Origin of the sequence: Nostocoides vanveenii (assembly GCF_039531165.1) — a bacterium.
In the GTDB taxonomy this organism is placed as follows: domain Bacteria; phylum Actinomycetota; class Actinomycetes; order Actinomycetales; family Dermatophilaceae; genus Nostocoides_A; species Nostocoides_A vanveenii.
On the sequence record NZ_BAAAPN010000045.1, the window covers coordinates 100562 to 124286 of the forward strand.

At 69.0% G+C, this 23725-nt stretch carries 21 protein-coding genes; 16 read left to right on the forward strand and 5 right to left on the reverse strand.

Annotation, left to right across the window (positions count from 1 at the left end):
* Window positions 1–2 precede the first annotated feature (2 nt).
* From ruvX to aroB, 6 genes are all read left to right on the forward strand, one after another.
* Entirely contained in the window at window positions 3–512 is a 510-nt protein-coding gene (gene ruvX, locus ABD209_RS09295) for a Holliday junction resolvase RuvX (protein WP_344065180.1), read from the forward strand.
* The gene (gene mltG / locus ABD209_RS09300; RefSeq protein ID WP_344065183.1) at window positions 509–1654 is read left to right on the forward strand and encodes an endolytic transglycosylase MltG; all 1146 of its coding nucleotides are present in this window, start codon (window positions 509–511) and stop codon (window positions 1652–1654) included. The genes ruvX and mltG overlap by 4 nt, the downstream gene beginning before the upstream one ends.
* Before the next feature lie 18 nt (window positions 1655–1672).
* Entirely contained in the window at window positions 1673–2734 is a 1062-nt protein-coding gene (locus ABD209_RS09305) for a shikimate dehydrogenase (protein ID WP_344065186.1), read from the forward strand.
* An 83-nt stretch (window positions 2735–2817) separates the two neighbouring features.
* A complete protein-coding gene (gene aroC, locus ABD209_RS09310) occupies window positions 2818–4044 on the forward strand; it encodes a chorismate synthase (protein ID WP_344065189.1) in 1227 nt (408 codons plus the stop codon).
* Window positions 4041–4562, forward strand: coding sequence for a shikimate kinase (locus ABD209_RS09315; RefSeq protein ID WP_344065192.1), 522 nt, complete (start codon window positions 4041–4043; stop codon window positions 4560–4562). The genes aroC and ABD209_RS09315 overlap by 4 nt, the downstream gene beginning before the upstream one ends.
* The gene (aroB, locus tag ABD209_RS09320) at window positions 4562–5638 is read left to right on the forward strand and encodes a 3-dehydroquinate synthase (RefSeq protein ID WP_344065195.1); all 1077 of its coding nucleotides are present in this window, start codon (window positions 4562–4564) and stop codon (window positions 5636–5638) included. Before ABD209_RS09315 ends, aroB begins: the two co-directional genes overlap by 1 nt.
* On the opposite strand, the gene ABD209_RS09325 is transcribed toward aroB, so the two are convergent.
* Window positions 5611–7200, reverse strand: a complete 1590-nt coding sequence (locus ABD209_RS09325; protein WP_344065198.1) for an FMN-binding glutamate synthase family protein — start codon at window positions 7198–7200, stop codon at window positions 5611–5613. The two genes, aroB and ABD209_RS09325, sit on opposite strands and share 28 nt — an antisense overlap.
* A gap of 94 nt (window positions 7201–7294) precedes the next feature.
* Window positions 7295–8869, reverse strand: coding sequence for a WS/DGAT/MGAT family O-acyltransferase (locus tag ABD209_RS09330; RefSeq protein ID WP_344065201.1), 1575 nt, complete (start codon window positions 8867–8869; stop codon window positions 7295–7297).
* Window positions 8870–9153: 284 nt separating this feature from the next.
* Here ABD209_RS09330 and ABD209_RS09335 point away from each other — a divergent pair, with 284 nt between their 5' ends.
* Genes ABD209_RS09335 through nusB form a run of 3 tightly spaced genes read left to right on the forward strand, consistent with a single transcriptional unit; the run spans window position 9154 to window position 10624 of the window.
* Entirely contained in the window at window positions 9154–9645 is a 492-nt protein-coding gene (locus tag ABD209_RS09335; protein ID WP_344065204.1) for a hypothetical protein, read from the forward strand.
* Window positions 9624–10184: an elongation factor P gene (gene efp / locus ABD209_RS09340; protein ID WP_324387447.1), complete on the forward strand. Its 561-nt coding sequence runs from the start codon at window positions 9624–9626 to the stop codon at window positions 10182–10184. Before ABD209_RS09335 ends, efp begins: the two co-directional genes overlap by 22 nt.
* Window positions 10185–10210: 26 nt before the next feature.
* Window positions 10211–10624, forward strand: a complete 414-nt coding sequence (nusB, locus tag ABD209_RS09345) for a transcription antitermination factor NusB (RefSeq protein ID WP_324387445.1) — start codon at window positions 10211–10213, stop codon at window positions 10622–10624.
* Between the two features lie 10 nt (window positions 10625–10634).
* Here nusB and ABD209_RS09350 read toward each other — a convergent pair whose 3' ends face one another.
* Window positions 10635–11270 carry a potassium channel family protein gene (locus ABD209_RS09350; RefSeq protein ID WP_324387446.1) on the reverse strand — a complete coding sequence of 212 codons (636 nt, stop codon included), beginning with the start codon at window positions 11268–11270 and terminating at the stop codon, window positions 10635–10637.
* A gap of 25 nt (window positions 11271–11295) precedes the next feature.
* Window positions 11296–12672: a TrkH family potassium uptake protein gene (locus ABD209_RS09355; RefSeq protein WP_344065208.1), complete on the reverse strand. Its 1377-nt coding sequence runs from the start codon at window positions 12670–12672 to the stop codon at window positions 11296–11298.
* 68 nt (window positions 12673–12740) lie between these two features.
* On the opposite strand from ABD209_RS09355, the gene ABD209_RS09360 reads away from it, so the two are divergent.
* The 3 genes from ABD209_RS09360 to ABD209_RS09370 are packed head-to-tail and all read left to right on the forward strand — an operon-like array spanning window position 12741 to window position 17456.
* The gene (locus ABD209_RS09360; RefSeq protein WP_344065211.1) at window positions 12741–14561 is read left to right on the forward strand and encodes a phospholipase D-like domain-containing protein; all 1821 of its coding nucleotides are present in this window, start codon (window positions 12741–12743) and stop codon (window positions 14559–14561) included.
* A gap of 25 nt (window positions 14562–14586) precedes the next feature.
* Window positions 14587–15591 (forward strand): NUDIX hydrolase, encoded by a 1005-nt coding sequence (locus tag ABD209_RS09365; protein WP_344065214.1) that lies wholly within the window; start codon window positions 14587–14589, stop codon window positions 15589–15591.
* 26 nt (window positions 15592–15617) lie between these two features.
* Window positions 15618–17456 carry a Type 1 glutamine amidotransferase-like domain-containing protein gene (locus tag ABD209_RS09370; protein ID WP_344065217.1) on the forward strand — a complete coding sequence of 613 codons (1839 nt, stop codon included), beginning with the start codon at window positions 15618–15620 and terminating at the stop codon, window positions 17454–17456.
* A gap of 36 nt (window positions 17457–17492) precedes the next feature.
* On the opposite strand, the gene ABD209_RS09375 is transcribed toward ABD209_RS09370, so the two are convergent.
* The gene (locus ABD209_RS09375) at window positions 17493–19478 is read right to left on the reverse strand and encodes a hypothetical protein (RefSeq protein ID WP_344065220.1); all 1986 of its coding nucleotides are present in this window, start codon (window positions 19476–19478) and stop codon (window positions 17493–17495) included.
* A 214-nt stretch (window positions 19479–19692) separates the two neighbouring features.
* On the opposite strand from ABD209_RS09375, the gene pyrR reads away from it, so the two are divergent.
* Genes pyrR through carA form a run of 4 tightly spaced genes read left to right on the forward strand, consistent with a single transcriptional unit; the run spans window position 19693 to window position 23724 of the window.
* A complete protein-coding gene (pyrR, locus tag ABD209_RS09380) occupies window positions 19693–20301 on the forward strand; it encodes a bifunctional pyr operon transcriptional regulator/uracil phosphoribosyltransferase PyrR (protein ID WP_324386030.1) in 609 nt (202 codons plus the stop codon).
* Window positions 20298–21248 (forward strand): aspartate carbamoyltransferase catalytic subunit, encoded by a 951-nt coding sequence (locus tag ABD209_RS09385; protein ID WP_344065224.1) that lies wholly within the window; start codon window positions 20298–20300, stop codon window positions 21246–21248. The genes pyrR and ABD209_RS09385 overlap by 4 nt, the downstream gene beginning before the upstream one ends.
* Entirely contained in the window at window positions 21245–22579 is a 1335-nt protein-coding gene (locus ABD209_RS09390) for a dihydroorotase (RefSeq protein WP_344065227.1), read from the forward strand. The genes ABD209_RS09385 and ABD209_RS09390 overlap by 4 nt, the downstream gene beginning before the upstream one ends.
* Entirely contained in the window at window positions 22576–23724 is a 1149-nt protein-coding gene (carA, locus tag ABD209_RS09395; RefSeq protein ID WP_324386027.1) for a glutamine-hydrolyzing carbamoyl-phosphate synthase small subunit, read from the forward strand. Before ABD209_RS09390 ends, carA begins: the two co-directional genes overlap by 4 nt.
* Window position 23725: the final 1 nt, after the last annotated feature.

A 23725-nucleotide genomic window follows, 5' to 3' on the forward strand; every position in this document is an offset into this window, starting at 1 on the left:
GTATGCGGCGCGGGGTCCGTCTCGGGATCGACGTCGGCAGCGTGCGGGTCGGGATCGCGGCGTGCGATCCCGACGGCATCCTCGCCTACCCACTCGTGACCGTGCCGCGGGCACCCGAGGTGAGCCACGGCATACCGGCCGATATCGCCGAGGTCGCGCGGTTGGTCGCCCAGCAGCAGGTCATCGAGGTGGTCGTCGGCTTGCCACGCTCACTCGACGGCGTGGATGGCGCGGCCGCTGTCGGTGCGCGCAGTTATGCTCTCGTGGTTGCCGATGTGTGTGCACCGGTGCCGGTTCGCCTGATCGACGAGCGGCTGACGACCGTGGACGCACATCGCAACCTGCGATCCAGTGGGGTCTCGGGCCGGGCGCAGCGGCGGGTCGTCGACCAGGCGGCTGCGGTGCTCATCCTGCAGACAGCGTTGGATCAGGAACGGGCCACCGGCGCACCCGCCGGCAGCCCGGCGACCAAGCCACGGCGTAAGCCGCGACGAAAGGGCAGCGCGCAGTGACGCAGCGTCTCGATCAGGACATCTTCGGTGGTGGCGGGTCGGCCGAGGCCGCCCGGCCCAAGCCACCGCGGCGGACCTTCCAGTCCCTCACCGCGCTGTTGATCTCGCTCGCCGTCGTCATCGGCGGTGGCTACGGCGTCTACCGGATCGCCAAGCCGGCGATCGCGAAGTTCACCGCCTCGGAGGACTATCCCGGCCCAGGCAGCGGCGAGGCCGACATCGTCGTCAACGAAGGCGACAGCGGGCGCCAGATCGCCTCGACCCTGGTGCGTGCCGACGTCATCAAGACGACGTCCGCGTTCGTGAAGGCCTCCAGCGACAGCCCACGACTCGCGCAGGCGATTCAGCCGGGCAGCTACACGCTGAAAGAGCAGATGAAGGCCATAGACGCCCTGAAGTGGCTGGCCGACCCCAAGCACCGCACCAATCCCCGCGTGACCATCCCTGAGGGGCTGTGGGCGAGCGAGATCTACAAGCGGTTGTCTAAGGCGACAGAGGTGCCTGTCAAGGACTATGAGTCCGCAGCCAAGGACGTCAAGGCTCTCGGGCTCCCGGCCGCCGCGAAGGGCAATGTCGAGGGCTGGCTCTTCCCCGCGACCTACGAGTTCCCGCCCAAAGCGACCGCCGAGCAGCAACTGAAGCTGATGGTGGCCAAGGCTGTCGAGGTGATGAAGGGCGAGAAGATCGACGAGGCCGACTGGGAGAAGACGATGATCCTGGCCTCCATCGTCGAGTCCGAGGCCGGGTCGAGCAATGACCGGCGCAAGGTCGCCCGCGTCTTCATCAACCGCCTCGAGCAGCCCACCGCCGGCACCGTCGGCCGCCTGGACTCCGACGCCACCGTCTCCTACGGCGCCAAGCGGCGTGCCGTCGCGCCGACCGAGGCCGAGCGGGCCGACGCGTCGAATCCCTACAACACCAAGATCCACAAGGGCCTGCCGCCCGGCCCGATCTCGAATCCGGGCCGCGACTCCATCGACGCCGTCGCGCATCCGGCCGACGGGCCGTGGTTCTACTTCGTGACCGTCAACCCCTCGACGGGCGAGACGAAGTTCGCGGTGACTCTGGAGGAGCAGGTGAAGAATTCCGAGGAGTTCGTCGCCTGGTGCAAGAAGCACCCCGAAGCCAAGTGCTTCGGCTGACCCCTCGGGACTGACCTCGTGCCGCGGGCCTTCGTCCTCGGATCGCCGATCCGGCACTCGCTCTCGCCGGTCCTGCACCGCGCGGCCTATGCGTCGCTGGGGTTGACCGATTGGACGTATGACGCGGCTGACGTCGACGAGGCCGGCTTCCCGGCCTTCGTGGCCGGGTTGGGCGCGGACGTGCGCGGGCTCTCGCTGACGATGCCGCTGAAGGAGGTGGCGTTCACCGTCGCGTCCCTCGTGTCGGAACGCGCGCGGTTGGCGGAGGCGATCAACACGCTGGTCCGCCGCGCCGACGGCGGTTGGGACGCCGACAACACCGATATCGCGGGGATCGTGGCGGCCCTCGGGGGTGCCACGAGTTTGAGCGCGCGGTGGCGGGACGAGGCAGAAGCGCCGGGGCAGGAGACGCGACCCTCGGTCGCAGAGCGACGCTCGGGTCGCGACTGCCCCTCTGCTTCCGCCTCGCCCCGCCACTTTCCTGACTCCTCACCTTTCGCACCCAACGCATCGCGCAACAGGGAGGCCTCCTGGCGCGCGAACTCCGGAGCCGCGGATTCTCCGAGTGGGGTGATCCTTGGGGCGGGGGCGACGGCGCGATCCGCGCTCATCGCGTTGCGGGAGTTGGGGTGCCGCCGGGTGAGTGTGTGCGCGCGCAATCCGGACAAGGCGTGGGCGTCGCTGGGGGAGCTGGCGGGGGGGCTCGATGTCGAGTTGACGGTCAGGGATTTGGCGGGGTGGCCTGGGGTGGCTGGGGGGCTCGTGGTCTCGACCCTCCCGGGGGCGGGTGCGCTGGGGGCGGCGGAGGTGCTGCGGGGGAGCGGGACTGGTCCGGGCGGCGTTCGGGGTTGCGGCCTGGGCGGCGGGGTAGTGGTGCTGGACGTGGTCTATGCGGGTTGGCCGACGCCCCTGGCGCGGGCGGCGGAGGCGGTGGGGGCTGAGGTGGTCAGCGGCCTCGACATGCTCGTGCATCAGGCGGTCGAGCAGGTGCAATTGATGACCGGGCTCCGGCCCGACGCGGGGGTGCTGCTGAAGGAAGGGTGGGCCGAACTGTCCCGCCGGGCGGCCCCGGGAGATTGAGGCGCGGCCCCTGGGCGGTTGGTTCCGTCGGTGCGCATGGACGAAGGCGGAGGCTGTCGGGGGCGCGTGCGAGGATTCCGCACATGGTGCGTTGGCTGACCGCGGGTGAGTCGCACGGGCAGGCGCTCGTGGCGACGATCGAGGGCTTCCCGGCGGGGATCGAAGTGACCACGACCGACGTGCAGGGCGCCCTGGCGCGCCGGCGGCTCGGTTTCGGCCGGGGTGCCCGGATGGCGTTCGAGCAGGATGTCGTGACCTTCCTCGGGGGCGTCCGGCACGGGCTGACGATCGGTTCGCCGGTCGCGATCATGATCGGCAACAGTGAGTGGCCGAAGTGGCAGACCGTGATGGCCGCGGACCCGGTCAGCGATGAGGCGTATGCCGCGTCCGGTGACGTCAACGCTCCCCAGGAGATCGGGCGCAACCGGCCGTTGACCCGGCCGCGGCCGGGACACGCGGACCTGGTGGGGATGCAGAAATACGGCTTCGAGGATGCCCGCCCGATCCTCGAGCGGGCCTCGGCCCGCGAGACGGCGGCGCGGGTCGCGCTCGGCGAGGTGGCCGCGCGGCTGTTGGCGCAGGCATACGGGATCGGGCTGGTGTCGCACACCGTCGCGATCGGCACGGCGGCGCTCGCCGACGGTGCCGCCGTGCCCGAGCCCGGCGATGTGGACGCCCTCGATGCCGACCCGGTGCGCACCCTCGACGCAGCGGGGTCGGCAGCGATGGTCGCCGAAGTGGAAGCGGCGAAGAAGGACGGCGACACGCTCGGCGGGGTCGTCGAGGTGATCGCGTACGACGTGCCGCCCGGCCTCGGGTCGCACGTCCACTGGGACCGGCGCCTGGACGCGCGGCTTGCCGGTGCCCTGATGGGGATTCAGGCAATCAAGGGTGTCGAGGTCGGCGACGGATTCGCCACGGCGCGCCGGCGCGGGTCGCAAGCGCACGATGAGATGCAGCGCGACGCGGATGGCGTGATCCGGCGACGCACCGGCCGGGCCGGCGGGACCGAGGGCGGCATGTCCAGCGGCGGCATCCTTCGGGTGCGCGCAGCCATGAAGCCGATCTCGACGGTGCCGCGCTCGCTCGACACCGTCGACATAGCGCATCCCGACGCCGAGGCCAAGGCCATTCACCAGCGCTCGGATGTGTGCGCGGTGCCGGCGGCTGGCGTGGTCGCCGAGGCCATGGTGGCGCTGGTGCTGGCCGAGGCCTGCCTGGAGAAATTCGGCGGGGATTCCGTTGCGGAGACGCGACGGAACTTCGAGAGCTATCTGGCCGCGATCCCGGCGGGAATGCGCTCGTGGTGACGCGCCCGGTCGCCGTGCTCATCGGGCCGCCGGGATCGGGCAAGACCACGGTCGGCCGAACCCTGGCAGCACGGCTCAATGTGGCGCTTCATGACACCGACGCCGCGGTCGAGGTGGTCGCGGGCAAGACGATCGCCGATGTCTTCATCGACGACGGGGAGCCGGCGTTCCGAGCGCTGGAGCGGGCCGAGGTGGCCCGTGCGTTGGCCCAGGAGTCCGGTGTGCTCGCGCTCGGTGGCGGCGCGCCGATGGACCCGGCCACTGCCGACGCGCTCGCCGGTCATCGCGTCGTGATGCTCGACGTGGGCATCGCGGACGCGGCCAAACGGGTGGGCTTCGATCAGTCTCGGCCGCTGCTCGCCGTCAACCCGCGCGCCAGCTGGGTGGCGCTGATGAAGGAGCGCCGCCCGACCTATGAGCGACTCGCCCGCCATCGCGTGGACACCGCGGGGCGCACGCCCGAGGAGATCGCTGCCGAGATCGTGGCGTTGCTGCGCGCGGACGACGGGCAGGCCTGATGGCCGAGCTCGCGCGGGTGCGGGTGGGCACGGCATACGACGTGGTGATCGGTCGCGGCATCCTGGAGGCGGCCGCTGACCTGGTGCCGGCAACGGCGACGCGTGCTCTTCTCGTGCACAGCGGCGCCCTGCCGGAGGTCGTCGCTCGCGTGCGGGAGGCGCTCGACGCCCGGGGGGTCCGTGTGGTCGAAGGGCTGGTGCCCGATGCCGAGGCGGCGAAAACCCTTGCTGTGGCCGGAGATTTGTGGTCTCTGCTCGGGCGCGAGTCGTTCACTCGCACGGACGCCGTCGTCGGCGTCGGGGGCGGCACGGTCACCGATCTCGCCGGGTTCGTGGCGGCGTCCTGGCTGCGAGGCGTGCCCTTCGTCAACGTGCCGACGACCGTGCTCGCCATGGTCGACGCGGCAGTGGGTGGCAAGACAGGCATCAACACGGCCGAGGGCAAGAATCTCGTCGGCGCCTTCTACGAGCCGCTCGGTGTCGTCTGCGATGTCGACGTGCTCGCGACGCTGCCGGAGCGCGACTTTGTCGCCGGGATGGCCGAGGTGATCAAGGCGGGCTTCATCGCCGATCCCCGCATCCTTGAGCTGGTCGAGGAGGACCCGGCCTCGGCAAGGGGGGTGGGCCGGCATACCGTCGAATTGATCGGACGGGCCGTTGCCATGAAGGCCCGCGTGGTGTCGCAAGACCTGCGGGAGGCGGGGCTTCGGGAGATCCTCAACTACGGGCACACGCTGGGGCATGCGATCGAACAGCACGCCGGTTACACCATGCGCCACGGGGATGCCGTCGCGATCGGGATGGTTTTCGCGGCCGAACTCGCCCATCGCTCCGGCTTGATCGATTCCGCTTTGCTTGCGCGGCATCGCGACATCCTCAGCCTTGTCGGCCTGCCCACGACGTATGCCGGCGCGCCCCTCGACGCGCTGCTGGTCGCCATGGGACGCGATAAGAAGACGCGGGGTTCGACATTGCGGTTCGTGGTGCTGGAGGACCTGGCGCAGCCGACGCGACTGGTGGGTCCGGCCCCGGAACTCCTGCAGTCGGCCTACGACTCGCTTGGCACCACGGCCTGAACTGCCTCGTCGGTGGACGGCGCGGAGCCGCCGGCGGGCGCCGTCTGCGACATCAGCGCGGTGATCTCGTCGCGGATGCGCGGGCCGGGTGCCCCCCACGTCGGTTGGTAGCCATAGACCACGCGCAGCGGGGTACCCCGCCGGTTGCCGTCCATGATCTCCACGTCGTCGGCGTCGAGCAGGCTCGGATGCCACACGCCACACGCCTCGGACACCTTGAGCAGGTCGCGGCGAAGGGTGCGGATGTAGTTTGCGGCGCGCTCGGCCTTCAGGGTCGGGTCGAGGCCGCGCGCGAGCCATTTGCTCTGAGTGGCCACGCCGGTGGGGCAGTGGTCGGTGTGGCACTTCTGCGCCTGGATGCAGCCGATCGACATCATCGCCTCGCGGGCGACATTGACCATGTCCGCCCCGAGCGCGAACGCGACGAGCGCGTTGTCGGGCAGGCCGAGTTTGCCCGAGCCGATGAAGACGACGTCATCGCTGAGGCCGGCCTCGGCAAAGAGTGAGTAGACGCGGGCGAAGCCGACGCGGAGGGGGAGGGCGACGGCGTCGGTGAACACCAGCGGCGCCGCGCCCGTGCCGCCCTCGCCGCCGTCGACAGTGATGAAATCGACTCCGCGAGAACGACTTTGCATCTGGCCGGCGAGGCTCTCCCAGAAGCCCATCTCGCCGATGGCGGACTTGATGCCGACCGGTTTGCCGGTGGCCTGGGCTATCCGTTCGACAAAGTCGAGCATGCTGTCGACATCGTTGAACTCCGCGTGCCGCGACGGGCTGGCGCAATCCTTGCCCAACGGTATGCCGCGAATCTCGGCGATCTCGGGGGTGATCTTGGCGGCGGGCAGCATGCCGCCGAGGCCGGGCTTGGCGCCCTGGCTCAGCTTGATCTCGATGGCCCTGACGGGAGCGGACTCGACGACGCGCATGAGGGTGTCGAGGTCGAAACGCCCCTCGTCGTCGCGGCAGCCGAAGTAGGCGGTGCCGATCTGGAGGGTCAGGTCGCCGCCTTGGCGATGATGGGCGGACAGGCCGCCTTCCCCGGTGTTGTGCAGGCAGCCCGCGAGCTTGGCGCCGCCATTGAGCGCGGCGATCGCATTGCCGGACAGTGAGCCGAAGCTCATGGCCGAGATGTTGACGACCGAGTCGGGGCGGAAGGCGTCACGGCGCCCGCGGGGGCCGCCGAGGATCTTGCCGCAGGGCAGCCATACGTCATCCGCGGCGTGCGTGCCGGTGGGGGCGGCCACGGGGGCGAAGGTGTGGTGCTTGAAGATCACGTATTCGGCGTTCTCGACGTCGTTGTCGGTGCCGAAGCCGGTGTAGTTGTTCTCCATCTTGGAGCTGGCATAGATCCACGAGCGCTGGTCGCGGCTGAAGGGCCGCTCCTCGTCGTTGCCGGTCACGATGTACTGGCGCAGCTCGGGACCGATCTCCTCCAGCGCGAACCGGGCGTGCGCGATGACCGGGAAGTTGCGCATCAAGCTGTGGCGCTTCTGGGTCAGGTCATGGGCGGCGACTCCGGCGATGCCGGCGGCAACTGCGGACAGCACAACCTTGGGCTTCATGGCGACATGATGCCCGTTTTCGGATGCCTGCGGGCGCGGCGCAGCAGCCGTGCTTTCGACCGATTGAATTTGTGCTCTCGACCGGAGGGGAGCGTCAGGGGGTGGCCTTCTTGGTGGTGCGCTTGGCCGGGGTCCGCTCGGTTGTCGCGCGCTTCGCAGTGGCCTTCGACGCGGCGCGCTTCTGGGGCGCCTTCGTGGCCGCCGCCTTCGCGGGCGCGGCCTTCGTGGCGGGCGCCTTCGTCGCGGTAGCCTCCGGAGGCGCGGCGAGGCCCAACTCGGCCTCGAGGCGGGCTAGCTCCTCGCCGGTGTAGACGGCCAGGCGCTGCAGGCTGGGCAGGGCGTCCCGGTCACCGATGAAGCCGAAACACAGCGTCCCGCCATAGCTCTGGCAGGTGATATTCAGGGCCATCCCGTGGATCGGGATGGACACCGGGTAGTCCGCCTCCAGCCGCGCCCCGCGGAAGTAGAGCACCTCCCGCGGGCCGGGCACATTCGAGACGCACAGGTTGAAGGTGAACGGCATCGGCGTCTTCAGCCCGGTCATCGCCGCCAGGATCTGAGTCCCCGCGGGCGCCATCAACAAGGCGCTATAGGCCAGGATCGACTCCTGCGGGAGGTTGACCAGTTGGTCCTTGGCCTGACGCGTCGAGCGGGCGATCACGCCCAGGCGCTCCACCGGGTCCGCGACATCGGTGCCCATCGTGCTGAGGATCGCCCCGACCGCATTGCCGCCGCCGACATCGCCCTTCGGGCGCACATTGACGGGCAAGAAGGCGACGAGCGGCTTCTCGCCCAACTGCCCCTGCTCGCCGAGGAAGCGCCGCAACCCCCCACCACAAATGGTCAGCACGACGTCGTTGAGCGTCGCCCCGCCGGCCTTCGCCGCCGCGGTCAGACGACTGATGTCGTATTGCTGCGTGGCAAACCGGCGATTGCGCCCGATCTTGGAGTTGAGCACCGAATGCGGCGCTTCGTGGGACGAGACCAAATGCTTGAACTCCCCGTCGCGCCGCAACTGCAGCTTGACGATCGACATCGCGAGGTCGGGCACCGACTTGGTGACGTTCACCGCCCGCGACAGCACCGCACCGACGTCGGCCAGCGGCGAGGACTTCCCGGTCGATGCGGACCGCTCCCGCTTGGGCGGCGGCACCGCGAAGAACATCTGCTCAGACCGTGACGAGGGATCCGGTGACATCGACCGGTTGAGCAGTTGGATCGCGCTATACCCATCGACCAGTGCATGGTGGAACTTCACATAGAGCGCGAACCGCCCACCCTCGAGCCCCTCGATCAGGTGCATCTCCCACGGCGGCCGGGTCAGATCCAGCGGGTGTGAGTGCAGCCGGGAGACGAGGATGCCCAACTCGCGCTCGTCGCCCGGATGCGGCAGCGCGGAGCGGCGCACGTGATAGGTGATGTCGAAGTCCGGGTCCTCGACCCACTGGTGTGCCGGGTTGAGCAGGAAGCCCGGCGTCTTCAGTTTCATATTCCACGGCCGCTGCACCGCCGTCTCGGTATGGATCTCGCGCACCAGGGCCCGCAGGAAGTCCTCCGGCGCATCGGGCGCGGGCGTGAACGGCAGCAGCCCCCCGACGTGCATCATCGTCTGGGGCGTCTCCCCGTAGAGGAACATCGCATCCATCGGGGTCAACCGCTTCGTCGTCATGGGGCCATTGTTCCCGACGCGTGCGCCCCGCGGGAGTCCTCGCCCCGATGCCCCGGAACCCCCCGTCCACTCGATAGCGACGGACCCACCATGACCACGGACAGCACCTCAGCGACACGGTCCTGCGCGATGCCCTCGAACGGATCACGGTCAACGAGGTCGTCGTCGACGACGCCGACGAGACGAAGGCCGGCGAGAGCGCATCGGCACGGATCGCGTACACCCTGCGCGGTCAGCTCAATCACGTCCAGCTCCGGGTCAACCGACTGCCGAACACCTGGGGCGTGCCGCGTCACTGGCAACTCGCCGAGGACTTGGCCGTGCCGGTAATCATCGAGACCAATGTCGACACCATCGCGTCGGGGCGGCTGGGTGCGGCTACCAACCCGGTCAGCGGGCCGGGCCTCCAGGGCTTTCCCCAGCACCGCTTCATGCTGTATCCCGGCGTCTATCACGTCACCGGGATCGACAGCCTCTGGATCCGAGCCGTGCGCGATGTTGCTGTCGATGACAACCGGACCCACTACCTGTCCGACACCTCCCCGACCGCTCAGGTCTGGTACGAACCGACCGCTGCCCCCGTGGGACCGGGTGCGATCCGATGCCGACAGCCAGGCCCAGGCGCGCGTCGGCCTGTTCCAGCCTGGCCGCTCGGTAGCGGCGCCGGGTTTACCATGGTGACGATCCTGACCAGACCCTCCACGTGGGTGGCGCGTGTCCACGCGCGCCCACGGCATACGAAAGCGATTTCCGCGTGGCGACCACCAACGACCTGAAGAACGGGCTCGTCCTCAACATCGACAGCCAGCTCTGGACCGTCATCGAGTTCCAGCACGTCAAGCCGGGCAAGGGTCCGGCCTTCGTGCGGACCAAGCTCAAGAACGTCCTGTCGGGCAAGGTCGTCGACAAGACCTTCAACGCCGGCGTCAAGGTCGAGACGGCCAATGTGGACAAGCGCACGATGCAGTACCTCTACAACGACGGCACCGACTTCGTGTTCATGGACCCCGACACCTACGACCAGATCTCGGTCAGCCCGCAGATCGTCGGAGACGCGGCGAAGTACATGCTGGAGAACCAGGACGCGATCGTGGCCCGCAACGATGGCAATGTCCTTTACATCGAACTCCCGGCGTCGGTCGTGCTGGAGATCAGCTACACCGAGCCGGGCCTGCAGGGCGACCGCTCCACCGGCGGCACCAAGCCGGCCACGCTGGAAACGGGCGCCGAGATCCAGGTCCCGCTCTTCCTCGAGACCGGCACCAAGGTCAAGGTCGACACGCGCGACGGCTCCTACCTCGGCCGCGTCAACTGATCGTCCGCGACAGATAAGAGGCCCGTATGGCGGCACGCACCAAGGCGCGCAAGCGCGCCCTCGACCTGCTCTTCGAGGCCGAGGCGCGGGGCGTCAATGTCGGCGACCTTTTGCACGAACGGCTCGCCACGCCGGTCACCCAGGCGCCATTGAATCCGTATACGGCGACCCTCGTCGAGGGCGTCGTCGGGCACTGGCGCGAGATCAACGAGCTGCTCGACACCTACAGCCAGGGCTGGCCGGTCGCGCGGATGCCCGCGGTGGATCGGGCGATCCTGCGGCTCGGGGCGTATGAAGTGCTCTACAGCACCGAGGTCCCCGAGAAGGTCGCCATCGCCGAGGCCGTCGGCCTAGCGAGTGAGCTGTCCACAGACGAATCGCCGAAGTTCGTCAACGGTCTGCTCGCCCGGCTCGTGCAGGTCAAGCCGACCCTGGCCTGACGCAAGGACCTCAGGGCCGCGCAGCGAGACGTTCGATCTTGCCCGGCTCGCCGGCGACGACGAGCAGGTCGTAGGGCGTGACCTTGGTGTGGGCCTGGGCATAGACGAAGTCTTTGCCCGGGGCCTTCAGGCCCACGACAGTCACGCCATACCGCCCGCGGATCTCGGACTGGCTCAGTGTGAAGCCCTGGGTCTCCAGCGGCGGGCGCATCGTCGCGATCGCGAAGTCGTCCTCGAAGGGCATGTATTCGATCATCCGGCCGCTGAGCAGGCGAGCCACTCGGCGCCCGGCGTCACCTTCGGGATAGACGACGTGATGGGCGCCGATGCGCTCCAGGATGCGACCGTGGCTCGTCGTGACCGCCTTCGCCCAGATCTGCGGGCAGCCGAGGTCGACGAGATTCGCCGTGGCCAGCACGCTGGACTCGACGCTCCCGCCGATGCTGACGACCGCCATCGGGAAGTCCCTGGCGCCCAGTTGTTCGAGCGCCTCCAAGTGGGTCGCGTCGGCCTCGATCACGTGGGTCAGGCGCGGGGCCCACTCCTGCACCAGGACCGGGTCACGTTCGATGGCGAGCACGTCATGGCCGAGAGCGGTGAGCGCTTGCGCGGTCGCGGCACCGAACCGGCCGAGCCCGATCACCATGACCGGCTCGTGACTGAGCTTGTCCTTAGCCAATGATCGGCCTTTCCTCGGGGAGTCGATAGAGGTGGCGCCGCTCTCGCAGGGCGAGGGCAGCGCCGACCGTCATGGTGCCGGTGCGCCCTATGAACATCAACAAGGTCAGCACATATTTGCCGGCATCCGGAAGTTCGGCGGACAGGCCCGTGGACAGGCCACAGGTCGCAAAGGCGCTGAGCACTTCGAACAGGACGCGATCGAGCGATTCATGGGTCAGCTCGGTGACGATCATCGACCCGATCAGGACGATCGTGGCACCGAGCATGGTCACGGCGACCGCGAGCCGCAGGCTGCTAGCCGGAACTCGTCGAGAGAAGACCTCGACATCACGATCACCGCGGGCCTCGGCCACGACTGCCAGGAAGAGCACGGCCAAAGTGGTGACCTTGATGCCGCCGGCGGTCGAGACCGGCCCGCCGCCGACAAACATCAAGGCATCGAGCGAGAGCATGGTGGTGTGGTTCAGGTCGCCGACCGGCACCGTGTTGAAACCCGCGGATCGGGGCATGATGGCCATGAACAGGGCGTCGAGAGCCTTGTCGCTGACCGAGTGCGGCCCCATGGTGGCTGGATTGCGCCACTCGAGCGCGAGGAAGAGCACGATCGACCCCGCGATGAGGATGCCCGTCGTGGCCAATGTGAGCTGGGCGTGCAAGCCCCAGGTGCGGGGCCGGCGCCAGCGATGCCGAAGCACTTGCAGGACCGGGAAGCCGACGCTGCCGAGGAACACCCCGACGATCAGCGGCACCTGCAGCCACCAGTCGCCCGGGTGGGTCGGCAGGCCTCCCGGATGGACCACGATGCCGGCGTTGTTGTAGGCCGAGATCGCATAGAAGAGGGAGTGCCACAGCGCCGGCCCGACCCCTTCGCCTTCAGTCAGGAAACGCGGCACCAGAACGACGAAGACGAGCCCTTCGATCAGGAGCGTGGTGCCGACGACAACCTTGAGCAGCTCGGCCAACTCGCCGAGGCGCTCGGTCTTGGTCTCTCGCGCCGCCAGCACGCGATAGCCCAGGCCCATCCGACGCGAGACGACGATGCCCAGGATCGAGGCCAAGGTGATGATGCCCAGGCCGCCGACCGCGATCGCGGACAAGATGACGACATGCCCGAAGCCCGACCAGTAGCTGCCGGTGTCGTGGACGGTCAGTCCCGTCACACAGACCGAGGACACGGCGGTGAACAAGGCATCGACAAAGCGCGCCCGCTGGCCGGTCTCGGTGGCGCGGGGAAGCAGGAGCAGCGTGGTAAAGGCGAGATTGACGAGGGTGAAGATGTACAGCACGAAGCGTGCCGGATGCGCCTTGGCGCGTTCGGCCATCCGTCCCTGCGTCGAGCCGGCCGCGAGTCTGCGTCGTCGTGGCACCACAGGACCCTATGCCGAATCCTTCCGAAAGCGGGACGCCGACGCGGCCCACGACCTAGCCTGAAGCGGTGCGCTTCCGCTCGGCCGCCGTCGACGGGGTGACGGTCTTCGCCGTGACTGGGGTCAACACCGTCTCCTTCGGGTTGCGCGTGTCCGTCCGGGCCCGGCGCGGACTGCTCGGCTTCGCGGTGCAACGACGTGCCCCCGGCGGTCGCTGGCGGTATGTCGAGGGCTTCAAGGTCTTCCGCTCGGTGGTGCCCGATCCCGAGCCGGGAGCGAGCCACTCCACACACGCCCACCCCATCCAGTCGCTTGTCTGGGACGACTTCACCGTGCAGGCGGGCACGGCATACGGCTATCGCTTTATCCCCGTCCGCGGCACACCGGCGCAGCCGGCGTATGGCCGCCCGGTCGCCATCGAGGTGTCCGCCGAGCCACGCGAGTCGGAGGTCCACGACATCCATTTCAACCGGGGTGTCGCATCCAGCCAGTTCTATGCCCGTCGCTTCGGCAACCTCCGGCCCGACGAGCTCGCGACGCCCGCGCTGCGTCAACTGGCGATGGACTGGCTCAGCCGGGATCTCGATGAGGCGCTCATCGCGTTCATCCGGTCCGCCGGCCCCGGCGATGCGCTTCGGGGCGCGTTCTACGAATTCAGTTATGGGCCCGTGCTTTCCGAGTTCCGCGCGGCGATCGATCGCGGCGTCGATGTGCAACTCGTCATCGACCTGAAGGAGAACGAGCACTGGGAGAACAAGAAGCAGGACGACGGCACGCGAAAACGCACGTGGGTCGAGAGCACGCCGCGCGTTGCGAATCTCGCGGCCATCGTGGTCGCCGGGTTGCCCGACACCGCGCTCCTCCCGCGGGTCAACCGGCGCGCCGAGATCCAGCACAACAAATTCCTCGTGCTGGTGCGCGCAGGGTCGCCGGTGGCGGTTTGGACCGGGTCGACGAATCTGACGACCGGCGGCATTCACGGGCAATCGAATGTCGGTCACCTGGTGCGGGACTCGGGACTCGCGGCCGACTTCCTCGCCTATTTCTCCCTCCTGGCGAATGACCCGGGCGCGCGGCCGGGGGTGGGGCGCAGCGAGAACATCGAACTCAACCGCGAGTACGAGTCGGCGGTGCTGGCGCTGAGTCCAACGCCGGCCGCGCGGGCGGATATCGGCACCGGGTGCCGGGCGATCTTCAGCCCGCGGCCCGGACCCGAGCCGCTTGCCCTGTATGCCGATCTGCTCGCCCACCCGCAGTCCCTCGCGTGCGCGACCTTCGCCTTCGGGATCGCTCAGGAGCTGAAGGACGTTCTGGCGCAGGGAGATTCGTCCAGCCCGCTGCGGTTCTTCCTCCTGGAGACGCCGGATCGGACTCGCCCCGGCGCGCCGCGGATCGAACTCGATGCGAGCAAGAACATCTACCAGGCGTGGGGAAGCGAACTCGGCACCCCGCTGGGGCAATGGGTTGCCGAGACCACCACCCGCGAACTCGGCCTCAATGTTCATGTCGCCTTCATCCACAACAAATTCCTGCTCAGTGACCCCCTAGGCGACGACCCGATCGTCGTGACCGGATCGGCGAACTTCTCACGCGCCTCGTGTGTGGACAATGACGAGAACATGGTGGTCATTCGTGGGGACCGGCGGGTCGCGGACATCTATTTCACCGAGTTCAACCGGCTCTTCTTCCACTACTACTTCCGGTCCGTCGTCGAATCGCGCTCGCGGACCGACCGGGCGGGGGCGCGGCGGGCGGCACCTGCGGCGCTCGATCTGAGCGAGGACGACGGTTGGCTGGAGAACTACGGCCCCGGCAGCCTTCGCACGAAGCGCGCCGAGCAGTTCATCAGCATGTCGGGTGCCCGGCTCTCGCTCCCCGCCGAACCGTGAGGGCGCGGCTGCGTATCCTGCCCGGATGACCTCCGCCTCGCGTCTGCGGGTCACCAGCGTGCGGTATGCCGATCCGGCCGACCGCGCGCACCTCTCCTCAGCGATCGCGGCGCTGAGCGATGGCCTCCCGATCGCCTCGGTCCTGGTGGTAGGCACGCCGAAGGCCGGCTTCGCCGTGGTCGTCGACGACGCCGGATCGTTGCGGCTGGCCGGTGTGCGCGTGTCCGCGGAGGTCGCTGGGCTCGGAGTCGAGGAGATGCTGATCCGCGCCGCGCTCGGCCTGATGCTCGATGCCGGGCAGAAGCACGTCGCCGTGACGGCGACGGCCGATGCGGACCCGGTCATCAGAACCGTCGTCGCCGGTATGCCGGTGCCCGACCCGCTTGCGGATTCCCCCGTCGCGATCCCTGCGGTCAGCGTGATCCCCGTGCGCGAGGTGGCCGGCCGCCTTGAGGTGTTTGTCCAGTACCGCGTCAGCACCATGGATTTCGCGGCCGGGGCCGTGGTCTTTCCGGGCGGCCGCATCGATCCCGGCGATCGACAGGCAGGTGCCGCACTAGCGCTCCCCGCGACGCTGGTCGCCGAGCACGGTGCGCTGTTCGGGAGAACGGCATACGGTCATTTGGGGTCCGCCGAGGAGGCGGCACGCACGCTGCTGGCCACGGGCATCCGGGAGGTCGCGGAGGAGACGGGAGCCGTCATCGACCCCGCTCGGCTGGTCCCGTGGGACGACTGGATCACTCCGATCGGGATGCCTAAACGCTTCGATGTGCGGTTCTTCCTCTATCCGGTCACGGAAGCCGAAGCGGCGGCGTTCGGTCATACGACCACGGAGTCGCACCGCTCCGGGTGGGCCGGCGTTTCAACCCTCGTTGATCGAACGGAGGCGCGCGAGCTGGTATTGCTGCCGCCGACGCGGACCATCCTCGACGAGCTCAGTGCGCTCGGCTCAGTCGCGGGCGCCCTGTCCCTGACGCCGGTCCTCAGGCCGGTGCGGCATGACATTGCCGCGCGCCGACCACGCCGCTGACGGCCTCGGGTCGCTACGGTCGGGCGATGGGAGAGACACCGAAGCGACTGCGTCGCCTTGCCACCATCACTGCGCTGACCGGATTGGCCGTTTCCGGCGCCTACCCTGCGCTCGCCGGGCCGGGTGACGGCGGCGCCGATGCCGGGGCGCCGCCGACGGTGATGATGCCGACGGGCGGCGGTTACGAGTTCGAGACGCTCCAGGCATTCGCCAAGATGGCGATCTCGCGGGCCGGAGACACGACCGTCGATCTCGTGGTCGTGCCGTCCGCCTATGGCGACGACTGGCCGAGCCGACCCGAGAACATCGCCCTTGCCACACAGCGCACCCAGGAGGTGCAGGACGCCTGCACTGCGGTCGTGCCCGCCGGGATGCGGTGCGTCGGCCGACTCGCCCTTCTGCTCAATCGAGCCGACGCTCTGAAGACGTCGAACTCGGCCGCTTTGCGCAGCCCGAGCCTGGACGGCATCTATGCCCTCGGCGGCGACCAGGGGATCGCGATGAAGGTGCTGGCGAACTCGCCCGCGGAAACGGCGATGACGGCGGCGGTCAAGCGGGGCGTGCCCTTCGCCGGCACCAGCGCTGGGGCAGCGATCGAGTCGACCTCGATGATCAACGGTTATGTCGGCGATTATGGTGCCGCGCAAGGACTTCGGCGCGGCTCGACGCTGATGTGGTGGGGCAATGACGGCGACCGGCAGCGCGGCCTGGTCTTCGGGTCGCAGCGGGCGATCTACGATCAGCACTTCTATGAGCGGGGCCGGTTCGGCCGGTCGCTGTCGACGATTGCCACCGCCGACGAGCGGTTCGGCGGCACGAGCCCCGTCGGGGTCGGCGCCGATTATGCGACCGGTGTCGTCAACTACGGCGACCGGACGCTGACGCAGGTCTTCGGCCTGTCCGGGGTGGCGACCATCGACTACGAGAGCCTGAACGCCACCCACCGGTGGGTCGGCACCGAGCGCTGGCTCTCGGCGCGGAAGGTCAAGGTTAACCTGCTCACCGAGAACACCGACTATGACCTGGTGACCCGGCGGATGACCCGCGGCGGCGCCACCGTCGGCGCGGTGACGGGGCGCGCCTGGGTGGTGCCAAGGGCGTCGGCCACCGGCACGGTCTATCTCGGCGGTGGGGTTCTCGGCGGCTCCAATGTGGTGCCGAGCGTGGTCAAGGATGCGGCGGCCGCGAGCGCCGATCCAGCGAAGGCCCGACTGCTCATCATCTCCGCCGACACCCGCTCGACCGCCGCCGCCTACGGCACCAAGGTCAAGGAGGCCGGATGGATGGGCCACGTCGACACTGTGACCTATGGCGACAGCGGCTGGATGGGCACCGATGTCACGACGTATGACGCGGTCCTCCTCGTCGCGGTCTCCCCGCCGCAGGCGGCCAAGGCCTTCCGCGATGCGAGCTTCCGCGCCCTCGCCGCGACAGCGGCTGCCGCGGCGCCGGTGTTCTTCGCGGACGGCCCCGCAGCGGCCTACGCCGGCGCGCGGTGGTCACCCAATGCCCGGCCGAACGGCGACAACTACGAGGAGGTCTCCGGCCTGGCGTTCAAGACGACCGAGGCGAAATGGCAGCGCGGTCTCGGAGTCGTCTCCGCAACCGTCGTCCCGGCGCTGAACACCGATTACACCTGGGGCCGGCTTTTCAACGGCGTGGCCGTGGCCAAGGGGCAACTCGGTCTCGGCATCAATGCCGGCACGGCGATCCGTTTCCAGGGCAATGACATCCGCGTCGTCGACGGGGCTGTCGTCGTGGCCGACGGCCGGGACGCCTCGACCTGGGCCTCCTCGAACGGGACGCTCGGTGCCGCCGGACTCGTGGTCGACACCTTCGGTCCGGGGGAGCGCCTGGCCCGCTGACGCGTTCCTATTACCGTCGAGTGGCCGGGCTGGGGGTCAGCTCGGGCGCTTGGCGAACGCCCAGGCCGAGACATTGGCTGTGTCCTCGGCCCCGAAGAAGGGCTCCCACAGCGAGAAGCGGTCGGTGCTGAAGTCGGTGTCGCCGTCATCCGCGGTTCCGCCGACCTTGTCGGGGCCAGCCTGGAACATCCGCCAGAATCCGCGGCCACCGCTGTCCATCAGCGAGGAGACGAGGTTGCCGTTGTCGGTGTGGAAGTTGCCGATGTAGTGGCCGGCCTCGTGCGAGACGACATTCCCGATCGCCCGGCCGACGAACTTCACTCGCGGCGTCTTCGTGCCGATGTAGGAGTTGAGCGACACCACGGAAAGGGGGTTGCCGGCGACCGGCGCGCTCATCATGTCCAGCAGCACCAGAGCGGTCTCCGCACGCTCGAAGTTGCCGGGGTCGATGCTTTGGGCGATGCCGACCGTCTCGATGCCGGACTCGCCGATGGTGCCGCCGATGATGATCCGCGAAACGCCGGGGCGGCCGAAGGTGTCGGGCGCACGCAAGCCGTTGACGACCTTGACCGAGAAGCCCGGAATGCCGCGCCGGGCCAGATCGGCTTGGAGATTTTCGGTCGCGGTCGCGGTGATCTGTTCGGCGAGTGGAGGCAAGTCGGCTTCGGTGAGCCCCCAGCCGGCGAGGAAGGACTTCAGCGGGGAGAGCTTGGCGCGCGGGTTGTCGCCTCCGAAGATCGAGGTGTCGATGACGGCACCGTCGAAGTCGAGGTAGATCGTTTGCGGCGTTGCCGACTCGGATCCGCCGGGCCGGTAGACCTCGACGGTGTTGGTGTAGCGGCCGACGCCGTTTTCGGTGATCACGCCATACCAGCCATCGGCCTCGGCGACATAGGCGACAGTGGCGTTGCCGCCGCCCGGCAGCGGGCTGGCCTCGGGATAGATGAAGGAGAGGTCGGCGTCGGTGGCGCCCGTGACGTACTGCGCGTCCCACCTCTGCACGGAGACCCGCTTCGCCTGCCCGGCAACGGACGCGCCGAGCACATCTCCCTTGCGCAAGTGCACGACCACCGCGTCACGGTCGCTGCGCCAGGAACCGAGGTTCAGCGAATATCGCGTGGTGGGGCCTTGACCGGTCCCGGATCCGGAGTCGAAGGAGTCCTTCTGCCACATGGATCCGAGCGTCACTTGCACATAAAAGGTCCCGCCCGTTGTCGTGTAGTAGGTCGCCGCCTGCGCGTCCCCGCCGCCCGGCACCTGCCAGCCGAGTGCCAACAGCGTGCCCGTCGCGTCGGCGATCATGGTGGTCGCGTACTCATCCGCTCCGCTCAGTTCCGCGCGAATGGTCTCGCCCGGTTTTGCGGTGACGGCATACCAGTCGAAGTCGCCGCTCTTGTCGCCGCGGGTGCCGTGCGGTCCGTCGCCGATCGTGCCCGTGACCGTGATCCGGCCATTGCCGGCGATCCCGGTCTGGCGAGCCAAGGGGATCGCCCCGTCGTCCTCCGCCGACGGCGTCAGTTGGCGGGCGGTGGGCGAGAGGTCGGCCAAAGCGCCTGTGACGACCATCCGGTTGCGTGCCCCAGCCGCCGTGCCGAAGGGCGTGACCCGCTCACCGGTCCACGTGGTGTCATTGCGCCCGCCGACACCGGCCGGCTCCTTCTCGCGATAGGTGAGTACCGGGCTCAACCGGCCGCCCGGCGAGGCCGCCGCCTGGACCGCGGCCGACGGCGCGGCGCGGCCCTGGCTGCGCTCAGTGAGCACGCGCCGCCAGGACATCATGTCCACGCCGTGGAGGTCCGGCAGATAGCTGATCACCGGGTTCGCACCGGTTGCACCCGTCCCTGGCCGGGCGAGCTGCCTACCCGCATTAAGGCGGGCCTCCTCGACGGGCGTCAGTTCTCCTGACTCGGTCGTGGCGGCGCGCGGGGCGGCGCTGCCCGCTGCCACCGACGCCATCCCGATCGCGGTGCCGCTCAACGCGAGAGTCAGCGCTCCCGCGGCCACCATCCGTGCTCGTGCCATCGCCATGTCACCTTTCCCCTGCCGGACGAGGCCGCCTCCATGCGGCCTGCTATGGACCCTAGGCAAGCCCCACCAACAGTGGCATCCGCAGGACTACTCATCCGCCAGGCCGTGGACCCCGTGCGACCCAGGACGCCGAGCGTCGTAGAGTGTCCCCTCGGTAGACATCCTTTAACGACCTGTCCGGCGAGGCAGGGAAGGAGGTCGCACGCGTATGACGCGCGCCGACATGACGGTTCCCGCGGGCCACCCGATCGACCCCGACGGGCGCACGGTGCTTTCCGCTCCCGAGATCTCTCGGTGCTTGCGACGCATCGCGCACGAGATCCTCGAACACAACAAGGGCGCCACCGACCTGGTCCTGCTCGGCATCCCGAGCCGCGGCGTGGAATTGGCTAGCCGTCTCGCCGCGATGATCGCCGAGGTCGAGGAGTGCGGCCCGATCCCGGTCGGCGACCTCGACATCACCATGCACCGCGACGACCTGCGCCGGCAACCGACGCGGGCGCCCATGCGCACGGTCATACCGGCCGGGGGGATCGACGGCAAGGTCGTCGTGCTCGTCGACGATGTCCTCTACTCCGGCCGCACCATCCGGGCGGCGCTGGACGCGCTCGCCGATCTCGGCCGGCCGCGCGCGGTCCGGCTGGCTGTGTTGGTGGACCGCGGCCACCGGGAGTTGCCGATCCGCGCCGATCATGTGGGCAAGAACCTCCCGACCTCGCATCAGGAGAAGGTGCAGGTCCGCTTGGCCGGCTTCGACGGAGGCGAGGACATCGTCCGGATCGCTTCCGGCGCAACGGTATTGGGGGACCCGGCATGACCAAGCACCTGCTGTCCTCGGCGGATCTGACCCGCACGGACGTCGAGGCCATCTTGGCCACAGCCGCGTCGATGCACGACGTCCAGCGCCGTGAGGTCAAGAAGCTGCCGACCCTGCGCGGACGCACGATCATTAACTTCTTCTTCGAGGACTCCACCCGCACCCGCAGTAGCTTCGAGATCGCCGGCAAGTGGATGTCGGCGGACACCATCAACCTCTCGGCCAAAGGGTCCTCGACGTCCAAGGGGGAGTCGCTGCGCGACAGCGTCCAGACCATCAACGCGATGGCTGTCGACGCACTCGTCATCCGGCACAACCAGAGCGGCGCCTGCCAGCAGGTGGCCGGGTGGGTCGATGCGAGCGTCATCAATGCCGGTGACGGCACGCATGAGCACCCGACGCAGGCCCTGCTGGACGCCTACACCCTCCGCTCCCGCGTCGGTCAGCTGGACGGTAGGCACGTAGCGATCGTCGGCGATCTGACCCACAGTCGCGTCTTCCGCAGCAATGTCATCACCTTGGCCAGCCTGGGCGCGCGGGTGACCGTGGTCGCGCCGCCGACCCTCATGCCCGCCGGCATGAGGGACTGGGCCGACCGCGACGGCTTCGCGACCTCGTGGGATCTGGACGAAGTGCTCGACGACGACACGCCGGATGCCGTCATGATGCTGCGCGTCCAGCGCGAGCGGATGAGCGGCGGCTACTTCCCGACCGCACGCGAGTACACCGTCGGCTACGGGCTGACGCGCCCCCGTCTCGCCCGGCTGCTCGACCGCAAACCCGAGGCGGTCGTGATGCACCCCGGACCGATGAACCGCGGCCTGGAGATCAGCGCGGATGCCGCCGAGTCGGGGGCGTCGATCATCCTCGACCAGGTCTCGGGCGGCTTGGCGGTGCGGATGGCCGTGCTCTATCACCTGCTCGCCGGCGAGGAGACTGCCGCATGAGTGACCTGCTGATCACCGGGGCCACGCTCCACGTCACCCATGCGGCCGGCGACGCCGGCGAACCGCGCCCGGGCGAGACGGCGGATGTCCTGATCCGGGACGGCCGGATCGCCGAGATCGGTCGGATCGCGGACGCGCCCGACGGGGTGACGTGCTTGGCCGCCGACGGACTCGCACTGCTGCCGGGCTTCGTGGACCTGCATACCCACCTGCGAGAACCGGGACGCGAGGACGCCGAGACGATCGCCAGTGGCTCGGCAGCAGCGGCCGCCGGCGGCTTCACCGCGATCCTGGCGATGGCCAACACCTCCCCAGTGACCGACACCGCAGAGGCCGCCGAACTCCTCCTCGACCGCGGGCGGGCGGTCGGCCTTGCCGACGTCCAGCCCGTCGGCGCCGTCACCAAAGGTCTTGCGGGAGAAGAGCTTGCCGAGCTGGGCCTGATGGCCCGCTCCCGCGCTCGAGTGCGCTTCTTCTCCGATGACGGGCGCTGTGTCCAGGACGCCCGCGTGATGCGGCGGGCGCTGGAATACCTCAAGCCCTTTGGCGGGGTGATCTCCCAACACGCCCGGGACGCGAACCTCGCCGGAGCGAGCGCGTGCTGCCACGAGGGCGAGATCTCGGGGCGACTGGGCCTGCCCGGCTGGCCGGCGGTGGCCGAGTCCGCGATTGTCGCGCGCGATGTGCAACTGGCCCGGCATACGGGCTCGCGAGTCCATGTGGCGCACGTCTCCACAGCGGAATCGGTCGAGGTCATCCGGTGGGCCAAGAACCACGGCATTGCCGTCACCGCGGAGGTCACTCCGCACCACCTGGCTCTCGGCACTGAGTTGGTGCGCGGCTACGATCCGGTCTTCAAAGTCAACCCGCCGCTGCGCCCGCGTGAGGACCAGGAGGCGCTGCGCGAGGCGCTGGCCGACGGGACCATCGACGCGGTCGCCACGGACCACGCCCCGCACGCCCGGCACGACAAGGAGCACGCGTTCGAGGCGGCGGCCTTCGGGATGCTCGGCCTAGAGACCGCGTTCGCCGTCGTCCATGACCTGATGGTCCGGTCGGGCCAGATGACGATGAGCGATCTCGTGCGCCGGATGTCGATCGATCCGGCCCGCATCGCCGGGCTGACCGAGCACGGCCGCTCGATAGCCGTCGGTAACCCCGCCAATCTCGTGGTGATCGACCCGGAGCGGGCCGTCACCGTCGATGCGGCGGTCTCGCACTCGTTGTCCCGCAACAATCCTTGGCACGGGATGAGCTTCACCGGCGCGGTCCATGCGACCATCCTGCGCGGCCGGATCACCGCCCTCGACGGGAAGGTTCACGACCAGTGAGCGTCACCACTTCAGCGAACGACACCGCTGTTCTCGTTCTCGAGGACGGGCGCCGCTTCACCGGGCAGGCCTTCGGCGCCCGCGGCACGACCGTCGGCGAGGCCGTCTTCAACACCGGGATGACCGGCTATCAAGAGACCCTGACCGACCCCAGCTACCACCGCCAGGTTGTCGTCATGACGGCGCCCCACATCGGCAATACCGGCTGGAACGACGAGGACGCCGAGTCCCAGCGCATCTGGGTCAGCGGCTTCGTTGTGCGCGATCCTGCCCTCCGGCCGTCGAACTGGCGCTCGCGCGGTTCACTCGACGAGCAGTTGGCCGCGCAGGGGGTCGTCGGGATCAGCGGCATCGACACGCGCGCCCTGACCCGGCATCTGCGTGAGCGTGGCGCGATGCGGGTGGGCATCTTCAGCGGCCCGGACGCCGCCGCCACGCCGGCGAGCCTGCTGCAGCGGGTGACCGAGGCGCCCGCGATGTCGGGTAGCCAGCTGGCCCCCGAGGTGAGCACCAAGGAGGCGTATGTAGTTGCGGCACAGGGTGAAAAGCGCTTCACGGTGGCTGCGCTCGACCTGGGCATCAAGGCGATGACCCCGCAGTTGTTGGCGCGCCGTGGCATCGAGGTGCACGTGTTGCCGGCAACCGCGACCTTCGCCGACATCGCGGCGGTCGCACCGGACGGGGTCTTCTTCTCCAATGGCCCGGGCGATCCGGCCACCGCCGATCACGAGGTCGGCGTGCTGCGCGCGGTGCTGGCCGCACGGCTGCCGTTCTTCGGCATCTGCTTCGGCAACCAGATCCTCGGGCGGGCTCTCGGCTTCGGCACCTACAAGCTGAGATATGGTCATCGCGGCATCAACCAGCCGGTGCAGGACATCGCGACCGGCAAGGTCGAGGTGACCGCCCACAACCACGGTTTCGCCGTCGATGCGCCCCTCGGTGACCCGGTTCCCGCGCCGGCGGACACGGCATACGGCCGGGTGCGGGTCAGTCACGTCTGCCTCAACGACGATGTCGTGGAAGGTCTGGAATGCCTTGACCTGCCAGCCTTTTCGGTGCAATACCACCCGGAGGCCGCGGCCGGTCCACACGATGCCGACTATCTCTTCGACCGGTTCGCGGCCCTGTTGGAAGGGGTGAAGTAGG

Excerpts from the sequence above, each read along its gene's own strand:
- ABD209_RS09325 (WP_344065198.1), bottom strand. The coding sequence starts at position 7,200 with ATGAAGCCCAAGGTTGTGCTGTCCGCAGTTGCCGCCGGCATCGCCGGA.
- ABD209_RS09390 (WP_344065227.1), top strand. The coding sequence starts at position 21,245 with ATGAGTGACCTGCTGATCACCGGGGCCACGCTCCACGTCACCCATGCG.
- ABD209_RS09350 (WP_324387446.1), bottom strand. The coding sequence starts at position 11,270 with ATGGTGATCGGGCTCGGCCGGTTCGGTGCCGCGACCGCGCAAGCGCTC.
- ABD209_RS09330 (WP_344065201.1), bottom strand. The coding sequence starts at position 8,869 with ATGACGACGAAGCGGTTGACCCCGATGGATGCGATGTTCCTCTACGGG.
- ABD209_RS09375 (WP_344065220.1), bottom strand. The coding sequence starts at position 19,478 with ATGGCACGAGCACGGATGGTGGCCGCGGGAGCGCTGACTCTCGCGTTG.
- ABD209_RS09385 (WP_344065224.1), top strand. The coding sequence starts at position 20,298 with ATGACCAAGCACCTGCTGTCCTCGGCGGATCTGACCCGCACGGACGTC.
- aroC (WP_344065189.1), top strand. The coding sequence starts at position 2,818 with ATGGTGCGTTGGCTGACCGCGGGTGAGTCGCACGGGCAGGCGCTCGTG.
- aroB (WP_344065195.1), top strand. The coding sequence starts at position 4,562 with ATGGCCGAGCTCGCGCGGGTGCGGGTGGGCACGGCATACGACGTGGTG.
- nusB (WP_324387445.1), top strand. The coding sequence starts at position 10,211 with ATGGCGGCACGCACCAAGGCGCGCAAGCGCGCCCTCGACCTGCTCTTC.
- pyrR (WP_324386030.1), top strand. The coding sequence starts at position 19,693 with ATGACGCGCGCCGACATGACGGTTCCCGCGGGCCACCCGATCGACCCC.
- ABD209_RS09370 (WP_344065217.1), top strand. The coding sequence starts at position 15,618 with ATGGGAGAGACACCGAAGCGACTGCGTCGCCTTGCCACCATCACTGCG.
- ABD209_RS09365 (WP_344065214.1), top strand. The coding sequence starts at position 14,587 with ATGACCTCCGCCTCGCGTCTGCGGGTCACCAGCGTGCGGTATGCCGAT.
- ruvX (WP_344065180.1), top strand. The coding sequence starts at position 3 with ATGCGGCGCGGGGTCCGTCTCGGGATCGACGTCGGCAGCGTGCGGGTC.